15 protein-coding genes and 2 tRNA genes are annotated in these 17591 nt (G+C 54.0%); 16 read left to right on the top strand and 1 reads right to left on the bottom strand.

The window, feature by feature from the left end:
* The first annotated feature begins 265 nt into the window (after positions 1-265).
* The 6 genes from B0D78_RS01195 to B0D78_RS01170 all read left to right on the top strand — a co-directional run bounded on the left by B0D78_RS01195 (position 266) and on the right by B0D78_RS01170 (position 4506).
* Positions 266-901 (top strand): GHMP family kinase ATP-binding protein, encoded by a 636-nt coding sequence (locus tag B0D78_RS01195; protein ID WP_078015160.1) that lies wholly within the window; start codon positions 266-268, stop codon positions 899-901.
* A 31-nt stretch (positions 902-932) separates the two neighbouring features.
* Positions 933-1721, top strand: coding sequence for a phosphoribosyltransferase family protein (locus tag B0D78_RS01190; RefSeq protein ID WP_078015159.1), 789 nt, complete (start codon positions 933-935; stop codon positions 1719-1721).
* A 75-nt stretch (positions 1722-1796) separates the two neighbouring features.
* Positions 1797-1976, top strand: a complete 180-nt coding sequence (locus B0D78_RS01185) for a ferredoxin (protein ID WP_078015158.1) — start codon at positions 1797-1799, stop codon at positions 1974-1976.
* A 30-nt stretch (positions 1977-2006) separates the two neighbouring features.
* A tRNA-Ile gene (locus tag B0D78_RS01180) sits at positions 2007-2081 on the top strand.
* Positions 2082-2264: 183 nt separating this feature from the next.
* Positions 2265-3803: a DUF1538 domain-containing protein gene (locus tag B0D78_RS01175; RefSeq protein ID WP_240496078.1), complete on the top strand. Its 1539-nt coding sequence runs from the start codon at positions 2265-2267 to the stop codon at positions 3801-3803.
* Positions 3796-4506 carry a hypothetical protein gene (locus B0D78_RS01170; RefSeq protein ID WP_078015156.1) on the top strand — a complete coding sequence of 237 codons (711 nt, stop codon included), beginning with the start codon at positions 3796-3798 and terminating at the stop codon, positions 4504-4506. The genes B0D78_RS01175 and B0D78_RS01170 overlap by 8 nt, the downstream gene beginning before the upstream one ends.
* 192 nt (positions 4507-4698) lie before the next feature.
* Here B0D78_RS01170 and B0D78_RS01165 read toward each other — a convergent pair.
* Positions 4699-4773 (bottom strand) — tRNA-Val (locus B0D78_RS01165).
* Between the two features lie 176 nt (positions 4774-4949).
* Here B0D78_RS01165 and B0D78_RS01160 point away from each other — a divergent pair.
* The 10 genes from B0D78_RS01160 to lpdA all read left to right on the top strand — a co-directional run bounded on the left by B0D78_RS01160 (position 4950) and on the right by lpdA (position 17089).
* Positions 4950-5381 (top strand): hypothetical protein, encoded by a 432-nt coding sequence (locus B0D78_RS01160; protein WP_078015155.1) that lies wholly within the window; start codon positions 4950-4952, stop codon positions 5379-5381.
* Between the two features lie 120 nt (positions 5382-5501).
* Positions 5502-7160, top strand: coding sequence for a carbon starvation CstA family protein (locus tag B0D78_RS01155; RefSeq protein WP_078015154.1), 1659 nt, complete (start codon positions 5502-5504; stop codon positions 7158-7160).
* 656 nt (positions 7161-7816) lie between these two features.
* Positions 7817-8443, top strand: coding sequence for a GntR family transcriptional regulator (locus B0D78_RS01150; protein ID WP_078015153.1), 627 nt, complete (start codon positions 7817-7819; stop codon positions 8441-8443).
* A gap of 99 nt (positions 8444-8542) precedes the next feature.
* On the top strand, positions 8543-9547 hold the full coding sequence (locus B0D78_RS01145; protein ID WP_078015152.1) for a thiamine pyrophosphate-dependent dehydrogenase E1 component subunit alpha: 1005 nt from the start codon (positions 8543-8545) through the stop codon (positions 9545-9547).
* Positions 9548-9562: 15 nt separating this feature from the next.
* A complete protein-coding gene (locus tag B0D78_RS01140; RefSeq protein WP_078015151.1) occupies positions 9563-10540 on the top strand; it encodes an alpha-ketoacid dehydrogenase subunit beta in 978 nt (325 codons plus the stop codon).
* 149 nt (positions 10541-10689) lie between these two features.
* A complete protein-coding gene (locus B0D78_RS01135) occupies positions 10690-11760 on the top strand; it encodes a DctP family TRAP transporter solute-binding subunit (RefSeq protein WP_078015150.1) in 1071 nt (356 codons plus the stop codon).
* A gap of 121 nt (positions 11761-11881) precedes the next feature.
* Positions 11882-12352, top strand: coding sequence for a TRAP transporter small permease (locus B0D78_RS01130; protein WP_078015149.1), 471 nt, complete (start codon positions 11882-11884; stop codon positions 12350-12352).
* A gap of 16 nt (positions 12353-12368) precedes the next feature.
* The gene (locus B0D78_RS01125) at positions 12369-13667 is read left to right on the top strand and encodes a TRAP transporter large permease (RefSeq protein ID WP_078015148.1); all 1299 of its coding nucleotides are present in this window, start codon (positions 12369-12371) and stop codon (positions 13665-13667) included.
* 176 nt (positions 13668-13843) lie between these two features.
* Positions 13844-15298, top strand: coding sequence for a 2-oxo acid dehydrogenase subunit E2 (locus tag B0D78_RS01120; RefSeq protein ID WP_078015147.1), 1455 nt, complete (start codon positions 13844-13846; stop codon positions 15296-15298).
* A gap of 69 nt (positions 15299-15367) precedes the next feature.
* Positions 15368-17089: a dihydrolipoyl dehydrogenase gene (gene lpdA / locus B0D78_RS01115; RefSeq protein ID WP_078015146.1), complete on the top strand. Its 1722-nt coding sequence runs from the start codon at positions 15368-15370 to the stop codon at positions 17087-17089.
* Positions 17090-17591: the final 502 nt, after the last annotated feature.

Below are 17591 nucleotides of genomic sequence, written 5' to 3'. Positions count from 1 at the left end.
CTGATTATTTCAAAAAGAGGCTCCGGCCTCTTTTTTTGTCGCAGCGTGCAGGAGGCTGATCGAGGTGGAATTTCGGAACTGCTGGGCCAAGATAAATCTGTCTTTGCGAGTTGTGGGCAGGCTGCAATCCGGTTATCATGACCTGTGCTCCGTCTTTTTCAAAATCGGGCCGGTCGATTGCTTGACAATTAATGAGGACGTAGAGGATAATGTAAGGGTAATTTTTAGCCGGACAAAGTCAGGCATCCAGGGACGCAATATTCTTTTGAAAGCGCTGGACAGGATCCGTGCTGCGGGCATCGCCGTACCGCCGCTGGACATGTGCCTCGAGAAAAGAGTGCCGCCGGGAACGGGGCTGGGCGGCGGCAGCGGCGACGCCGCCGCGCTTTTGGATTATCTGGCGTCGGCGGGGTATCCCGTGGGACGATTCGCTGCGGAGATCGGCGCCGACGTTCCGTTTCTGCTCAGCCGGGTTTCTGCGGCGCTTGCGCGGGGGGCGGGGGAAAAACTCTCGCCGCTGCAGGCCTCCCCAGCCCAATGGCGAGTCGTCGTCGCCATACCGACGTGGCGTTGTGTGACGGCCGATATGTTTGCCAGACTGGACGAATATTTTCATGACGAATGGAAAAGCACGAGCGAGCGGGCGTGCTCGGAAGCGCGTCAAGTTTTTGACCGGCTTGTGCGCGGAGAGTTCTGCGGCCTGCTGCCGAACGATTTTTCCGATCTGCTTTTAAGGGAACGCGGCGAATATCGAGCGCTTTTTGCCGATTTTTATCGGACCGGGGCCATCGCCTGGGGAATCAGCGGCAGCGGCAGCTCTGCCTTTGCCTTGTGGAATAAGAACGACTTTCGCGGTTTCAGCACCGCGTTGCCCTGGGTGGAGGACGTGCTTGTTTTTTGAATCGATCGAAAAAGAAAAGGTGTGACACGACATGAAAGGTCAGCGTACGGAACGGCTTATTCGTATAACTTCCAAATTTCTTTCTTCCCCGTCATGTCAGATTTCACTGACCGGTCTGGCCAATGAGTTCGGAGTTTCGAAGACGGTGATCAGCGACGACGTGTCCATGGTGAACGACGCCCTGACGCGGGAAGGGTACGGCCGTCTGGTCGTAGATCGCGGCCGTACCGGCGGGGCTTTTCTCGTCCCCGCGTTGTCCTCGGAACGCCGCGAAGAGTTTTTGAAGAACGTCGCGAAAATCCTTTCCGCTCCCAGTCGTTTGCTGCCGGGAGGGCTGATCTATTATGCGGACATCCTCTTCAATCCGGTTTATACGGACGTCTTGGGATTGGCTTTCGCTTCGGATTTCAAAGATCTTCATCCCTCTCTGATCATGACCTCGGAGGTGAAAGGGATCCCCCTTGGACTGGCGACGGCCAGGGCTTTGGGCGTGCCTCTGGCGGTGTGCCGCTTTCGAAACCGCGCCAGCGATGGGCCGGCCGTCTGCGTGCATTATCCGACGCAGAGCGGCGAAGTCCGCTCAATGTATATGGGGACGAAAGTCCTTTCGCCCGGCGACAAAGTGCTTCTGATCGACGACTTCATGCACGGCGGCAGCACTGCTGCCGGAATGGTTCAGGTCGTGCATGAATTTCGCGCGGAATTGGTCGGTATGGGCGTGTTTATCGCCGTGGACGAGCCGGAGGAAAAAGCCGTCGGCGAATATAAAGCTTTGCTGAGGCTCTCTTTGCATGGCGAAGAGCGCGTTTCGCTCTTCTGAACTCCGGGTGGATGATGGGTTGACTCATGTCGTGGCGCTGGTTATAATTGTGCGTCGTGGGAAGGGGACTGGCTCATGTTTGTGACCCTAGATACGGAGAAGTGCATTGGCTGCGGCGTCTGCGTGCAAATCGCGCCGGACGTTTTTTCTCTCGACGAGGAGCGCGGTGTGGCGAAAGTCATTCGCCAGGAAGGCAATGCAGCGGTGGAACAGGCTGTGAAAAGCTGTCCGGTTTCGTGTATTGCGGTTGAATAACGTTCGTCGTCTGGCTGCATGATCTGAAGAGGGCCCATAGCTCAAGGGTAGAGCTGCCGGCTCATAACCGGGAGGTTCCAGGTTCGAACCCTGGTGGGCCCACCATTTGACTGTCAGTTGATTGAATTTCTCGAGAAACCTCGCTTGCGGCGAGGTTTTTTTGTTATACTGTGTGTGTCGCTTTGCGGCTCTCTCGGAACGCCGCAAGGTTCGAGTTTTTAAAAGGGACACTTTTGTCAAAAATACAAAGCTGCCGTGTGCGGCAGCGTTTCAGGGAGGCTGAAGGCATTGAATAAGTTGAAGGGGAAGGTCGGCGAGGCGCTCAAGTCGGTTACGCCTATTTCTCTCTTGGTCGTCGCTCTGAGCGCATTGATCGTCCCCATGCCTGCGGAGATACTGATGCTTTTTCTTGTCGGCGCGGTGCTTTTGATCGTGGGGATGGGATTTTTTTCTCTCGGCGCGGACATGGCCATGATGCCGATGGGGGAGGGCGTCGGAAAGCAGATCACTCTGCTGCGCAAACTCTCCTTTGCCGTGCCCGTCTGTTTTTTGCTCGGCCTGATCACGACGATCGCCGAGCCGGATCTGCAGGTATTGGCCGGGCAGGTGCCGGCGGTTTCGGATTTTACGCTGATCATCACGGTTGCCGGCGGTGTCGGCGTTTTTCTTGTCATCGCGATGCTTCGCCCTCTGTTGAAGATCGATCTCGCCCACGTTTTGTTGTTTCTGTATGGGGTGGTTTTCCTTCTCGCGTACTTTACGCCGCAGTCGTTTATCCCCGTCGCTTTTGACGCCGGCGGCGTCACGACGGGACCGATCACCGTCCCGTTTATCATCTCTCTCGGCGTCGGCATGGCGTCGATGCGCCACGATGAATCGTCTCAGGAGGACAGCTTCGGTCTCGTGTCTCTCTGCAGCGTCGGCCCCATCTTGACGGTGATGCTCCTGGGGATGATCTATGATCCCCAGACAACGGAGGCATCCCAAACGATTGTGCCGATGGACAAGATGACTTCGATCGACATTGCCGAAAGCTTCTTTGTGAGAATTCCCGCTTATTTGAAAGAGGTCTCGCTCGCCTTGACGCCCGTTGTCGCTTTTTTTGTCGTTTTTCAAGGGATCTTTGCCCTTTTCCGCCGTGGCTCTCTGATCCGCATCGTCGTGGGGGTCGCCTATACGTTTATCGGGCTCGTGCTTTTCCTTACCGGCGTCAACGTCGGCTTCATGCCGGCCGGGCACTTCATCGGCAAGTCGCTGGCCATGTCCGAGTACAGATGGCTGCTGTTGCCCCTCGGACTGATTATCGGTTATTATGTGGTCGACGCGGAGCCGGCCGTCCACGTTCTGAACAAGCAGGTCGAAGAGATTACCGGCGGCACCATCTCGCAACGAGCCATGCATGTCAGTTTGGCCTGCGGCGTGGCCTGCTCCGTTGCGTTTGCGATGTTGCGCGCGATTACGGGACTGTCCATTTACTGGATCATCATTCCGGGTTACGCGCTGGCGCTCGTTTTGACTTTTTTCGTTCCCCCTATTTTTACCGGGATCGCCTTCGACTCCGGCGGCGTTGCCAGCGGTCCCATGACGGCGACGTTTCTTCTGCCTTTGGCCATGGGCGCGTGCGAAGGCGCGGGCGGTTCCATCCTGACGGACGCGTTTGGCGTCGTTGCCATGGTGGCGATGACGCCGCTCATTTCGATCCAGATTCTTGGCGTGTTGTATAACATGCGTCTGAAGGCCGCTGCCAAACAGCCGCCGGTCAGTAAGGTCTACGACAACTTCGTTATTATCGAGTACACTCCGGAGGAGCTTGCCTATAATGACTGAGAAATTGCCCGTAATGGAACTCATGGTCACGATCGTTGACCGAACCAAAGCGGTCCAGGCCACAAATTTCTTCAAAGGAAAAAACGTTTCCCTGACGCTTTCCTGCTGGGGGAGGGGAACGGCGAGCACCGAGATCTTGGACATCCTGGGCATCGGCGAAAAGGAAAAAGTCGTTGTGTTCGGCTTGACCCCGCGCTCCTGGATCCCCGCCCTCATCACCCAGATCTCGGACGCCATGCAGCTTCGCAACGCCGGGCGAGGGATCCTTTTTACCATCCCGCTTTCATCCGTGAACCGGGGAATACCGCGTCGTTACCTGTCAGCCGTTCGTGAGAAAAAAAACGAGGAGCGCGTCATGTATAAGACTAACGAAAACAAATATGAATTGATCATTGTCAGCACAGAAGATGGTTTCGTCGATTCGATCATGAAATCCGCTCGGAACGCTGGCGCGCGCGGGGGGACCGTGATGAAGGCCCGCGCTGTGGGCGACGAAACTACGGAAAGTTTTTTTGGGCTGAAGCTGTATGATGAGATGGAAATCTTGGCGATACTGGTCCAACGCGAAGAGAAAGCGAAGATCATGTCCGCCGTCAGCAGAACCCTGGCGGAGAAATCTCCGGAGAAAAGCACGATTTTTTCGGTGCCGGTCGATGATGTTGTAGGGGTTGGCGCGGATCTGGAGAATCCTGCCCCAGTATAATAAAGTAAGGAGAGAGCCCAATTCGTTCGTTTTATGGGCAGCACATGAGGCGCACGGAATATTAAAACTTTTGCGCGGTCCGGCATGTCGATTTTTATGTATTAATATGCTATACTGAAGCCGCGATAACAGCGGCTCGGAGAATAAAAAAATCCGCAAGACGATTCGTCTCACGGATTTGCTGGTTCCATATGGTGGGCGATACAGGGTTCGAACCTGTGACCTCTTCCGTGTGAAGGAAGCGCTCTTCCACTGAGCTAATCGCCCTTTTTGTTTGCAACGTATGAGATTATAAATGCTCTGTGCAATTTTTGCAACCCCCAAAAGAGAAAAGTTGCTTGTATACGGCGTTTTGCTTTTGTGGTAAGATTTGAAAAGTTAGATGGATAAAATACGCTGTATGCAGTCGAATGGATACCATATCGTGCAGGAGAGTGCCCGAGATGATCGATATGTCCTACTTAACGGGTGGAAAAATTTATTGGGACGACTGGCGTTTTGTGCCATGGCAAAGTGGCAGCGCGTCGGGAGTTTATCGTCGGGTCGATTTCATAAAAGCGGGGCTGCTGGGCGAGGTGGGGCGGTATAAAGCTGATGATTATATTATCTGGAAATATGAGGATGGGGACCTTGAGTGTCTGTTTAAAAATGCCAGGCACCAAAAAGGCTTGATGCTTCAACGCTATATTTTTGTCCGCCCAGAAGGGAATACCACTTCGAGAAGCAAATCGTTCCGAATGGGATTCAACGGCTTTGTCGAGGTCTATCAGTATACCCCTCTGGGAGATTCATTGAAAAGACTGACCGATCTTACCCAGCTCATCGACGCGGCGCACAAATATGCCTTGGCTCATAAGGGGGAATCGCCGGGATAAAACACAGGGGCGACGGAATCTCATGGGGTGAGTGCCGGTGGGGAAGCAGGTCCTCCCGGTTCACGATAGAAAAACGCCCAAGACGAAAGGGCGCAAAAATTGTATGGAGGTGTGTTTTATATGCTGTTCCCAATGATGTTTGGTATTTCTGCTGTCATATTTATCATCGGCTACATCGTTTATGGGCGCTTTATGGCGAATGTGTACGGCCTTTCCGACACGAACGAGACTCCTGCTGTCAAGTTCGAAGATGGGATCGACTATTGTCCTGCCCATCCGGCCGTCTTGCTGGGGCACCACTTTGCTTCGATTGCCGGCGCTGGACCCATCACGGGGCCCATCGCCGCAGCCATGAAGTTTGGCTGGCTGCCTACGATTTTATGGTGCGTCATCGGTTCGACCTTCCTCGGCGGACCTCACGACATGGGCGCCCTGGTTGCTTCTCTTCGCCACGACGGCCAGTCGATCGGCGCGGTCGTTGAAAAATGGATCGGCAAAACGGGGAAATTCCTTTTCCTGAGTTTTACCATCCTCACGCTGATCCTTGTCGTCGCCGTCTTCCTGGTCATGTCCGCCGGCACGTTTGCGGCTGATCCTGTCGTTGCGTTTGTCAGCTCTCTTTATATCATATTGGCGATTATCGCCGGCTTCATGATTTATCGCTGGCATGTTCCTCTCTGGGTTGTCACGATCGTCATGCTCGCTTTGATCGTCGGCGGCTGCGTCAAGGTGAACGCCGAGACGGCCCCTTGGCTGATCAACACCGTTTTTGCCCATGACATCAACTTCTGGAACGCGTTCCTCGGCGTTTATATTTTCTTTGCTTCCATCCTGCCGGTGTGGATGCTCCTTCAGCCCCGCGATTACCTTGCCTCTTACTTCCTGTATTTTGCCGTGGCCATCGGCGCGTACGGCATGTTCGCCGGCAGTGCGCTTGATTCCAAGACCGTTTCCGTAGTGGCTGCCAACGTCCGCTACTTCGGTTTCTCTTCCAGCGCCATGTGGCCTGCCATGTTCGTCCTGGTTGCCTGCGGCGCCATTTCCGGTTTCCATAGCCTCGTCGGCAGCGGCACGACGTCCAAGCAGCTCCGCAAGGAGAAGGATGCCGTTCTTGTCGGCTACGGCGCCATGCTGATCGAAGGTCTGGTGGCCGTCATCTCCATCGGTACGCTGATGGTGCTTGGCCTTGAAGGCGCAAAGGGACTTTCTCCCGTGCAGATTTTCTCGTTGGGTTTCGGTAAGTTCTCGACGCTTGTGGGACTTGACGCCACGTTCGGTGCCCGTTTGGGCGCCATTGCCATCAACAGCTTCCTGCTGACTTCTCTTGATACGGCGACTCGTCTGGCCCGCTATCAAGTCCAGGAGATTACCGGCGGCAAAGTCAGCATGTATCCTGCGACGATTTTCGTTATCGTCCTCGCTCTTTGCCTGGTCTACACCAAGACTCACGATGTGAGCGGCAAGGTGATCGCGGCGTGGCTGGCGATCTGGCCGATTTTCGGCGCCGCCAACCAAATGGTCGCCGCTCTGAGCCTTCTGAGCATCGCGGCCTGGGTCAAGCTTGGCCTCAAAAAGAAGCATACTTTTGTGTATGCTCCCTTCTGGTTCATGCTTGTAACGACGGTCTTCTCGCTGATCATCGAGGTGAAGGAGCGGTTCGCGGTCGCTCAGCCCAACTATCTGCTTTCCTGCTTGGCGGTTATCCTCATCGTTCTGGGGATCGCCATGTCCATCGCGGGAATCAGGACCATGCATTCCAGCGAAAAACAAAGCGCCTGATGCAATTTAGAATTTAAACGGTACGAAAAAAATCTTCCTCTTCGGAGGAAGATTTTTTTTGTGAACGAAAAGAGTCTGTCTCATGCTCTTTCTCGGGCGAAAGACCGAATTACGAGGGGCCCCGAGACAGTCCAACCGATCGGACTGCCTCGACCGCTGTACGGTCTGCGCAGCTCGCTTTGTTGTTTTCCCTCGGAGCGCCGCAAAGTTCAATCCTTTAGTGAGAAATCGGTATAATGTCGTTTTTGGGGCAGACGCCCCAACAGTCTTTTTATGGTGAGCGATGAAGAATTTGCTCTGCGGCAAAAGATGTGTTGAAAACTGTATAGGGTTACGTGTCATGTGTTTTTTGTAACACGACTGTGTGTAAACGCGGCGCTTTTTAATTAGTTTTTTATTTGCAATGTGCGTTATCTATTTGTCAGATCCTCGTGAAATGGTGAGTTTAAGAAAAGAACCATCATTTTTATACATGTTAATTATTGTATTTGACAAAGAGTGGTAATTTTGATATTATTCAAACATAAAGCGGTATTTTCTTGGTATACTGCAAAAATACTACCGGAATTTTATGATGCTCCACTCACGTAAATGGGAAGTCGTTCTTTAAATAAGGAGATTTTACGTTATGCCACACCATTGAAGGAGGGGAAATATTGCTCACTACAAAAAGGGATATTGCGTACAAAAGAATCAAAGAAATGATTCTTCAAGGAGATTTAACGTCGGAATCCACCCCTTCGGAGAAAAGTCTCGGCGATGAGCTTGGCATGAGCCGAACTCCTGTACGTGAAGCTCTTCAGAGGCTAGTTATGGAGGGATTCATGAAGGGATTTTCGCATAAAGGTTCTATGGTCAACGAGATCTCGATAGTCGAAGCTGTGGAGATCGTGGAGTTACGTATGGCTGTGGAGGAGTTCGTCATTCAGAATCTCAGTCTTCCTCTGAGCGGCGAACAATGCGCGAAGCTGCAGGCGATGGTCGATTCTCAGGAGGGGCTCGCAGCCGCCGGCAATTCGTCGGCTTTCCTTGAGAGCGACGTGGAATTTCATGACTATCTGGCAAGTCTTTACGGCAATCAGCTGCTGAGAGATACGCTTAAAAGCGCTCGAGAGCGCTTTCTCGCCCCCGGCGGGGTCATTTTGCGCAACAAACCCCAGATGCTGGAGGCACTGGAAGGGCACGTGAAAATACTTGATGCCCTGCGAAAGGGGGACTCGGAAGAGGCCAAGCGGCAGATGCACGCCCACATGGTTTTTGCGAAGCACGTGCTGATTTCCTGATGGAACGTGAGAAAACAGAGGCTCAAGGGGGGTACTTCACCTCGCGATGGAGTCCACTTCACCGAGAGGAGTCAAAAAATCGTTAGGGAGGTTGTTTGGATGAGTGCGCTTGCCATTCATAAGGAACCGACGGTTCCTGTGAGGAAGTATAGCAAAAAACTGTTGACGGAGCTCTACGGAAAGATGGTAACCATCCGGCTTTTTGAACAGACGGTCGAATCTCATTTCCTTGCGGGTGAGATCCCTGGGTTCGTGCACCTCTACATCGGCGAAGAAGCCATTGCTGCTGGTATTATGGCAAATCTAACTAATCGCGATTACATCGAAAGTACCCATCGCGGCCATGGCCATACAATCGCCAAAGGAGCCGATCTAAAACGCATGATGGCCGAAATCTTTGGCAAAGCTACGGGCTACTGCAAAGGCAAGGGTGGTTCTATGCACATCGCGGATTTTAGCATTGGCATGCTCGGGGCTAACGGCATTGTGGGCGGCGGCTACACTTTAGCAGTTGGCGCTGGATTGGCCACAAAACTTTCTGGCGAAGACAAGGTTTCCGTTGTGTTCTTCGGCGATGGCGCTTCCAATCGCGGCACTTTTCACGAGGCTCTGAACATGGCGGCCATCTGGCAGCTGCCAGTGTTATTCGTTTGTGAAATGAACCAGTGGGCTTCCACGACTCCTTACAGAACCACCACATCCGTAGAAAACATTGCCGATCGTTGCCAGGGATACTCCATTCCCGGCTATGTTGTGGACGGAAACGATGTTTTAGCTGTGTATGAGGCCGCGAAGGACATTGTCGCAGATATCCGCGCGGGGAAAGGTCCCGCCCTCTTGGAGTGCAAGACGTATCGAATCAAGGGACACTTCGTGGGTGACCCCGAGAAATACCGCACAAAAGAGGAAGTTCAGCACGAATTCGAGACCAACAACCCGATCACCCGTTTTGAGGAAAAGGTTTTGAAGGCCGGAGCCTTGACCCAGGCTGATCTCGATGCCGTCTATAAGCAGGCGGAACAGGAAATTGCCGAGGCACTGAAGTTTGCCAAGGAAAGTCCGGAGCCATCGCCTGAAGCGATTTATGAGGATCTCTACGTATAAGGAGGCTCGTCAGCCATGAAGACCATCACTTTTTCTCAGGCAACTCAAGAGGCCATGATCGAAGAGATGGAGCGTGACCCCTCCGTATTCGTCATGGGAGAGGACATCGCCCGTCAAGGAGGCATTTTCGGCCAATTCAAGGAACTCCCGGGACGCTTCGGCACCGATAGAGTCCGCGACACGCCGATCAGTGAAACGGCGATCGTCGGTGCTGCCGTCGGGGCTGCTCTTGCGGGTATGCGTCCCGTTGCCGATATGCATTTTGCCGATTTTATGCTCGTCTGCGGCGACGAGGTGTTCAACCAAATGGCTAAAGTTCATTACATGTTCGGAGCTCAAAAGACTGTTCCCATGGTCCTCCGCGCTCCTGATGGATTGATCAGCCAGGCTGCCGCACAGCATTCTCAAATGGTTGAGGGGATTTTTGCACATATTCCTGGGTTGAAGATTGTTTCCCCCTCCAATCCCGCCGATGCGAAAGGACTCTTGAAATCTGCGATTCGTGATGACAACCCCGTTATCTACTTTGAGCACAAAGCCCTCTTCAGCACCAAAGGCGAAGTCCCGGAAGACAGCGATTTTTACGTTCCTATTGGCAAAGGCCGAATTGATAAAGTCGGTACGGATGTGACGGTGGTTTCTTGGTCTCACTGTTTGCACACTACGTGCCAGGAAGTCGTTAAACTGGCAGAAAAGGAAGGTATCAGCGTTGAGTTGATCGACCTTCGTACGATCGTTCCCTGGGATAAGGAAATGGTTCTTGAGTCCGTTACGAAGACTAGTCGCCTCTGTATTGTCCATGAAGCTGTGAAGCATGGCGGTTTTGGCGGTGAAATCGCCGCTACCGTTGCTGAAGAAGCCATCGGAATGCTTGACGCGCCGATCCTTCGTTTCGGAGCTCCCTTTACTCCGGTTCCGTTCGCTCGCACGCTGGAGCAGGCCTACCGCCTTTCGCCGGAGAAGATCGTGGCTGGCATCAGGAAAATGTTCTAGTGTTCTTAGAGACATAGCGTGAAAGTGATTTTTATTATGATCACTGGCATGCTTAAGTAAATGGATGCAATGTTCCGAGTATTGCAAGGCGTTTTCAAGCTCTTTTGAGAGCTTAATCCATGCTCAAAATAATGTGAGGAGGGTATTTTATGAAAAAGTTTGCAGCAGTGTTGTTGGCACTCCTGGCTGTTGGCATTACCGTTCCTGCTATGGCAGCCTACAAAAGCGAGTACAAACTTGATATCGTTCCCAGCATTACCACCGCCTGGGGGCAGGGAGCGCAATACTTTGCGGATCTGGTTCGTACCAGGACGGACGGGCGCGTCAACATTAAGGTCTATCCCAACGCTCAGTTGACTACCGGCAAGCAGACCAACGCCTTTATGATGATCCGCAACGGGGCTATCGACTTTGCCTGTCAGTCCTCGATCAACTGGTCTCCTCAGGTGGTGGAGCTGAATCTTTTCGCTATGCCCTTCTTCGTGGCGGAGCAGCCCGATCGCTATGCCGCGATGGACGCCATCACAGGCGGCAAAAGCGGCGCCATGATCAAGACTGCCGTGGAACTCAAGGGCGTTAAAGTTCTCGCTTACGGCGAAAACGGATTCCGCGAGTTAACCAACTCGAAAAGGGAGATCCACACCCCGGAGGATTTCAAAGGGTTGAAACTCCGCGTCGTTGGCTCCAAACTGTTCCTCGACACCTACAAAGCTATGGGAGCCAATCCCATCGCCATGAACTGGTCCGACACGATGACCGCCCTGCAGCAGGGCGTCGTCGACGGCCAGGAGAACCCAATCAACACCTTCTACCCCGTAAAAGTCTACGAGTACAACAAGTACATGCTAGACTGGCACTGTGTAATTGATCCCACATTGTTCTCGGTGAACCCTGGCGTCTGGAAGTCCTTCACTAAGGAAGATCAGGCAATCATCGAGGAGGCGGCCAAGGAAGCCGCGAAATTCCAGATTGCCCTTGCCCGGATTGGCCTTGACGACGGCTGGGCCTATGATTACCTTGCCAAGATGAACAAGTTGCCCGAAGTTACCGACTGGTATAAAGAACTCGCCAAGGTCGGAATGGTCGTCACCAAGCTGACTCCGGAGCAGACCGCCGCCTTCGCCGCTCTGGCAAAGCCGGTTCGCGACGAGTGGTACAGCAAGTTCCCTCAGATCATGGATCAGGCAGTCGCAGATATGGCCGCCGTCGCCAAGAAGTAGTTCTCTCGGTATTTCATACAGAAAGGGGAGCGCGCAAAAGCGCTCCCCACTTAACTGAGCGTTTTCTCGACAGCGCAACTTTTCTGTTCCGGTACACTTTCAACGTGAAAGGAGCAGCGTTATGTTGAAAAAATTCTTCGCCTACTTTGAAGAGATCGTGGGCGCGGTTGTCCTTTTTATAATGGTTTCGATCACCTTCGTAAACGTGATGACTCGCTATGTTATTGTTTATCCGCTTTCGTTTACCGAGGAAGTGACGGTTAACCTCTTCGTGTGGCTCGTGATGGCGGGAACATCCTTGGCCTTCCGCCAGAATGCGAATCTAGCCATGACCTTTGTATATAATCATCTACCGAAGAAAGTTCGCAAGATTTGTTTCTGCTTTTCCTGCTTTCTGACGGTGGTCTTCTTCGGTCTGCTGACGTGGCTCGGAACCTCTCAGGTGATAGATGAGATTGAACTCGGATCTGTCACAGAGTCGCTCGCTATCCCATCGGCCGTGTATTCTGCTGCGGTCCCCTTCTTTTCTGTCATTATTTTGATTAGATTTTCGCAGGCTGCGCGTGATTTCGTCGCGCAGGGCAGATATTGAGAAAGGGGCGATTCTTATGAGCGAATTCTTTTCGGATTCGGCGCTCTGGACTGTCATCCTTTTCTTCATCCCCCTGCTTCTCGGCGTGCCTATCGCCATTTCCTTGGGCATGACGGCCATCGTCGTCGCCATTGGTTGGGATATGGGTTACCAGATGCTTTCCTACAGCTACTTTTCAGGCATTGCCAAGTTCCCTCTGCTCGCAATCCCTTTCTTCGTCATGGCTGGCGTCATTATGGAGAAGGTGGGGATCGCGGAACGCCTGATCGCCCTGATTAAGCAGCTTGTGGGCGACATGCCCGGCGGACTTGCAGTGGCGACCGTTCTCGTCGCCGCTTTTTGGGGGGCCGTTTCGGGATCGGGGCCTGCTACGGTAGCCGCCCTGGGACTTATCCTTATCCCCGGCATGGTCAACGCCGGATACGACAAACCTTTTGCGACGGCCGTAGTGTCGGTCGCAGCGGGGCTCGCCATCATCATCCCTCCGAGTATTTGCTTCATCGTCTACGGGGATATCATGGAGCAGTCCATCGGCACGCTGTTTGCTGCCGGCGTGTTCCCCGGGTTGGTGGTTGCCGGATGTCTGTGCGTTCTCGTTTATCTCGTATCGGTAAAACGCGGCTACCGCGGCGCTCCCCGGGGGGCTTCCAGGGAGGTGTGGAAGGCCTTCGTGGATGCCTTGTGGGGACTTATTACTCCCGTGATTATCCTCGGCGGAGTGTACGGTGGAATTTTCACTCCGACCGAAGCCGCAGCTGTGGCCGTGTTCTACGGCCTGTTTGTCGGCATGGTGGTCTACCGCACCATGTCATGGAAGATGTTCTACGATATTCTCGTCGACACGGTAGTCTCGACCGCCGTAGTCATGCTCGTGGTCACCTGCGCCGGGCTTTACGGCTGGATTGGAGCCACTATCGGCCTGATCGATAAAATTGCGGCGGTCCTGCTGTCTGTTTCTGACAGCCCCGTCATTATCCTGCTCATGATCAACGTGATCTTGCTTTTTGCGGGCATGCTTCTCGATGCTATTTCGATCTGCTACATCTTTCTGCCCATTCTGATGCCCATTATCGCTCATTTTCAGTGGGATCCCATCTGGTTCGGCGTCATGATGACCGTCAACTTGGCAATCGGGCAGGTCACGCCTCCTGTAGCAGTCAATCTCTATGTTGGGGCTCGCATCAGCAACCTGTCGATTGAAGATATAGTCCCAGACGTCCTCCCTCAGCTTTTTGCTGCTTTGATTGCGCTGTTGCTGATCACGTTGTTTCCCTCGATTACGACGGCCCTTCCTCATTGGATGGGTATGCTGTAGGTTTCTTCGGCCTTCTCCTATCCGTTCGGATGGGAGAGTTGCAGCGATGCTTTGGCTGCGTGGATGGAGAAGGCAAGAGCAAACTTTTCTGGACACTTGGTCGGTGAGCCGGAGTGTTTGAACAGGAGGCATCTTGGCATCGGATTCTTTATTATAGGGAAAGAGGGAATTGATTCATGGCAACTTTTATTACAATGCCCAAACTCGGTCTGACGATGACTGAAGGAACGATTTCGAAATGGTTGAAGAAAGAAGGAGATTCAGTTGCGACGGGAGACTCCCTGTTCGTCGTTTCTACCGACAAGCTGACCTACGAGTATCGGGCGGAGGTAAACGGGACGCTGCTGAAGATCGTCGTGCCCGAAGAGGGAACAGTTGCCGTCGGCGGCGAAGTGGGCATTGTAGGAGGAGTCGGCGAATCGGCCGAGGCCGCTCCCGCGGCGAAGGTCGTTTCCGCCAAAGTCCCGGAAGCCAGCGTAACGTTACCCGCCGCGACGGTATCGCCGCTGCAGGAGAGCGCTGTTAACGTTTCGCCCAAGGCTCGCGCCTTTGCGAAAGCCCGTGGTATCGATGTTTCACTAATCGTGGGACACGGCGAACCTCCCATGGTTCACCTCTCGGACGCCAAGGCCTATGCGGATGCCCGTACCGTCAATGCGACGCCTAAAGCGCGGAGTCTGGCGAAAGAGAGAAAGGTGGATCTTTCCGCTGTTGCCGGTCACGGAGAGCCGCCTATGATCCACATGGCCGACGTGGAAGCATGGCTTGCCGCGAATAAGGTCAAGTCATCGCCGCTCGCTGCGAAGATGGCTGCGGAGCTTGGCGTGGACATGGCTGATTTGGGGCTCGGCCGTCGTCGCGTTATGAGCGGCGATGTCATGAAAGCCGCTGGGGTCGTTCCCGCAGCTTCTGCCACCAAAGTCTCAGAGGCTGTGAAACTCTGTGAGAACGACGCGGACGCAAGACCCATGACGAAAATGCGCCAGATTATCTCGGAGCGTATGACCGAAAGCGCCGCTGCGATTCCCTCGGTCAATTACCAGACTGAGGTGGACTGCACTGCTCTCAAGGCAATGCGCAATGCGTTGAAGAACGACGGCGCCAAAATCTCCTTCAACGACATTATCATGAAGGCCTGCGCTCAGATCCTCGTGGAGATGCCCATGTGCAACTGCTCGACCGACATGGAGCACAAGCGTTATATCATGCACAGCTTCGTCAATATCGGTCTTGCTGTGGCGGTGGACGGTGGCTTGATAGTTCCCAACGTCAAGAACGTGCAGGTCAAGGGACTGGCAGAAATTTCAGGCGAGAGTGCAGCGCTTGTGGAAAAGGCCCGCAGCGGCAGTTTGATGCCCGACGACATGTCCGGCGGCACCTTTACGATTTCCAGCCTGGGCATGTTCGGCATCAAGCACTTTACACCCATCATCAACCCGCCTGAATCCTGCATTCTTGGCGTAACCATGATTGAAGACCGCGCCGTGGTACGGAATGGACAGATCGTGATCCGCCCGATGAGCACCTTCTGCCTGACTGCCGATCACCGTTCTGTGGACGGCGCCGATGCGGCAAAGTTTCTGCAGAGGTTGAAAGAGCTTCTGGAAAACCCTTACCTGATGCTGCTCTGAAAAAGCTCTGCGAGAATTTTTGGCCCCTCCTCTTGTATTTCAGATATTGCGAAAGAAGGATAAAGATAAATGGCTCAATCCATCACCATGCCTAAGCTGGGCCTGACGATGACCGAAGGCACCATTTCAAAATGGAACAAGGCTGAAGGCGACGCTGTTGCCGTCGGCGAAGTTCTTTTCGTCGTGTCCACCGATAAGCTGACCTATGAGTATCAGTCGGAGGTCTCCGGGGTGCTTCTTAAAATTGAGGTGCCCGAGAACTGCAGCATTGCAGTGGGCGGCGAAGTCGCACTTGTCGGCGAGGCCAGCGAGATCGTCTCTTCGAAGTCCGTGCCGCCGCGGGGTTCTGACGGGAAAGAGGCGCCCGTGGCTCCGGTTGCGGTGTCCTCTGCAGCGTCTTCTGTTGGCAAGAAAAAAGTCGTCGTCATCGGCGGGGGCCCCGGTGGCTATGTCTGCGCCATCCGCTTGGCACAGCTGGGGGCCGACGTCACGCTCGTGGAGAGGGAGAGCGTGGGCGGTACCTGTCTCAACGTGGGGTGCATTCCAACCAAGGCTCTCGTCAAGTCGGCCGAGCTGTACGGCGAGATGAGACACGGGGCGGATTTCGGCGTCCTCTGCAGCGACCTTCGCGTGGACTGGGACGCTGTTCAGGGTCGAAAAAACGCGGTCGTCGAGCAGCTTGTGGGCGGGGTGTCAGGGCTTCTGACCGCCAATAAAGTTGCCGTCGTATCCGGCGAGGCTCATTTTCTCTCTCCCTCTGCCGTCGAGGTGTCGGGCAGGACCATCAAGGCCGATGCCTTTGTGATTGCCGCCGGCTCGGCTCCCGTGATTCCTCCAATCCCGGGAATCACGTCGGATGGCATCGTGACGAGTACCGAAGCTCTTTCCTTCGCGAAACTGCCCGAAAAGCTCCTTATCGTGGGCGGAGGCGTGATCGGCATGGAGTTCGCCTGCTTGTATGCGACTCTGGGCGTGGATGTGACCGTCGTCGAGATGATGCCGGCGATCCTTCCGCCCGCCGACGAGGAAATGGGAGCCATCGTCCGCAAGCGTATGGAAGCCCTTGGGGTGAAAATCCATACGAGCTGCAAGGTGACCGGTTTTGACTCCGTTTCGGGCGGCGTGGTGACTCATGTGCTCGATCCTCAGGGCAGAGAGCTGAGGTTCAGCTCCGACAAGGTTCTCCTTTCCATCGGCAGACGCGCCGATACGGCGGCTTTGAACCTTGACGCCGCGGGAGTGAAGGCCGAGCGCGGCCGCATCGTCGTCAATAAAAGGATGGAAACTTCCGTCAGGAACATTTACGCCATCGGCGACTGCTGCTCGCCCATCATGCTGGCGCATGTGGCTTCCGCGGAGGGGGAGGTCGCGGCGGAAAATATCATGGGGGGCTCCTGTGATATGAACTATAAGACCGTCCCATCCTGCGTCTATACTCTTCCTGAAATGGCCTGGGTGGGCATGACCGAGAAGGCTGCTGTTGAAACGGGACGCAAGATCAAAGTCGGGAGGTTCCCCCTGATAGGGAACGGCAAAAGTCTGATCATGAACGAAACCGATGGCATGGTCAAGATCATCGCCGATGAGAAATATGGCGAAATCCTCGGCGTTCACATCGTCGGCCCCCATGCTACGGATCTGATCGTCGAAGGTGCCCTGGCGCTCAGACTTGAGGCGACTGCGGACGAGATCATTTCTACCGTTCACGCCCATCCCACGGTGGGCGAAGCGCTCGCCGAAGCGGCGCTGGATCTGCAAGGCAGAGCCATACACTTGCCGCCACAGGCATAGACAATTTGAGGATGCATTCAGCAAGAGAGGGTGATTCGTGCGACGACCATCCTCTCTTGTCTTGATTGATGCAGCGCTTCCCATAAGATGGATTCACGCTGTTTCTTATACTATTTTTTGATAGAAAGTATTAACATAGTTCTCTGGGCGCTACGGGGGAGTTCAGTCGCTTGAACATACTCGACTGCTGCGCAGTCTGCGCAGCTCGCTTTGTGAATCTCCCCCGCAGCGCCCTCACGTTCGGCTTTTTGATCAGGAAATAGTTAATAGAAAACGACAAACGAATTGTTTCGCCCCCCGAGGGAGTCCACTCGCTTGGACATGCTCGACCGCTGTGCGGTCTGCGTAACTCGCTTAGTGGCTTGACCTTGACTTTTCCTCGGAGAATTTCTGTTGTGAATGAGTGTGAATGGCTTAGAGGCTGAACTTGGCAGCTTACGGAGTCTCTGCGTTTTTACGAGGGATCACGGACTGCGGACGACGCTTAAAGACAGGAGCGGGT

This window comes from Pyramidobacter sp. C12-8 (assembly GCF_002007215.1).
In the GTDB taxonomy this organism is placed as follows: domain Bacteria; phylum Synergistota; class Synergistia; order Synergistales; family Dethiosulfovibrionaceae; genus Pyramidobacter.
Note: the sequence above shows the minus strand (reverse complement) of the source record. Positions and strands in the feature narration are given on the sequence as shown.

Coding starts and splice junctions, on each gene's coding strand:
- B0D78_RS01130 (WP_078015149.1), top strand. CDS start 11,882: ATGTTGAAAAAATTCTTCGCCTACTTTGAAGAGATCGTGGGCGCGGTT.
- B0D78_RS01120 (WP_078015147.1), top strand. CDS start 13,844: ATGGCAACTTTTATTACAATGCCCAAACTCGGTCTGACGATGACTGAA.
- B0D78_RS01135 (WP_078015150.1), top strand. CDS start 10,690: ATGAAAAAGTTTGCAGCAGTGTTGTTGGCACTCCTGGCTGTTGGCATT.
- lpdA (WP_078015146.1), top strand. CDS start 15,368: ATGGCTCAATCCATCACCATGCCTAAGCTGGGCCTGACGATGACCGAA.
- B0D78_RS01160 (WP_078015155.1), top strand. CDS start 4,950: ATGATCGATATGTCCTACTTAACGGGTGGAAAAATTTATTGGGACGAC.
- B0D78_RS01170 (WP_078015156.1), top strand. CDS start 3,796: ATGACTGAGAAATTGCCCGTAATGGAACTCATGGTCACGATCGTTGAC.
- B0D78_RS01155 (WP_078015154.1), top strand. CDS start 5,502: ATGCTGTTCCCAATGATGTTTGGTATTTCTGCTGTCATATTTATCATC.
- B0D78_RS01125 (WP_078015148.1), top strand. CDS start 12,369: ATGAGCGAATTCTTTTCGGATTCGGCGCTCTGGACTGTCATCCTTTTC.
- B0D78_RS01190 (WP_078015159.1), top strand. CDS start 933: ATGAAAGGTCAGCGTACGGAACGGCTTATTCGTATAACTTCCAAATTT.
- B0D78_RS01140 (WP_078015151.1), top strand. CDS start 9,563: ATGAAGACCATCACTTTTTCTCAGGCAACTCAAGAGGCCATGATCGAA.
- B0D78_RS01145 (WP_078015152.1), top strand. CDS start 8,543: ATGAGTGCGCTTGCCATTCATAAGGAACCGACGGTTCCTGTGAGGAAG.
- B0D78_RS01185 (WP_078015158.1), top strand. CDS start 1,797: ATGTTTGTGACCCTAGATACGGAGAAGTGCATTGGCTGCGGCGTCTGC.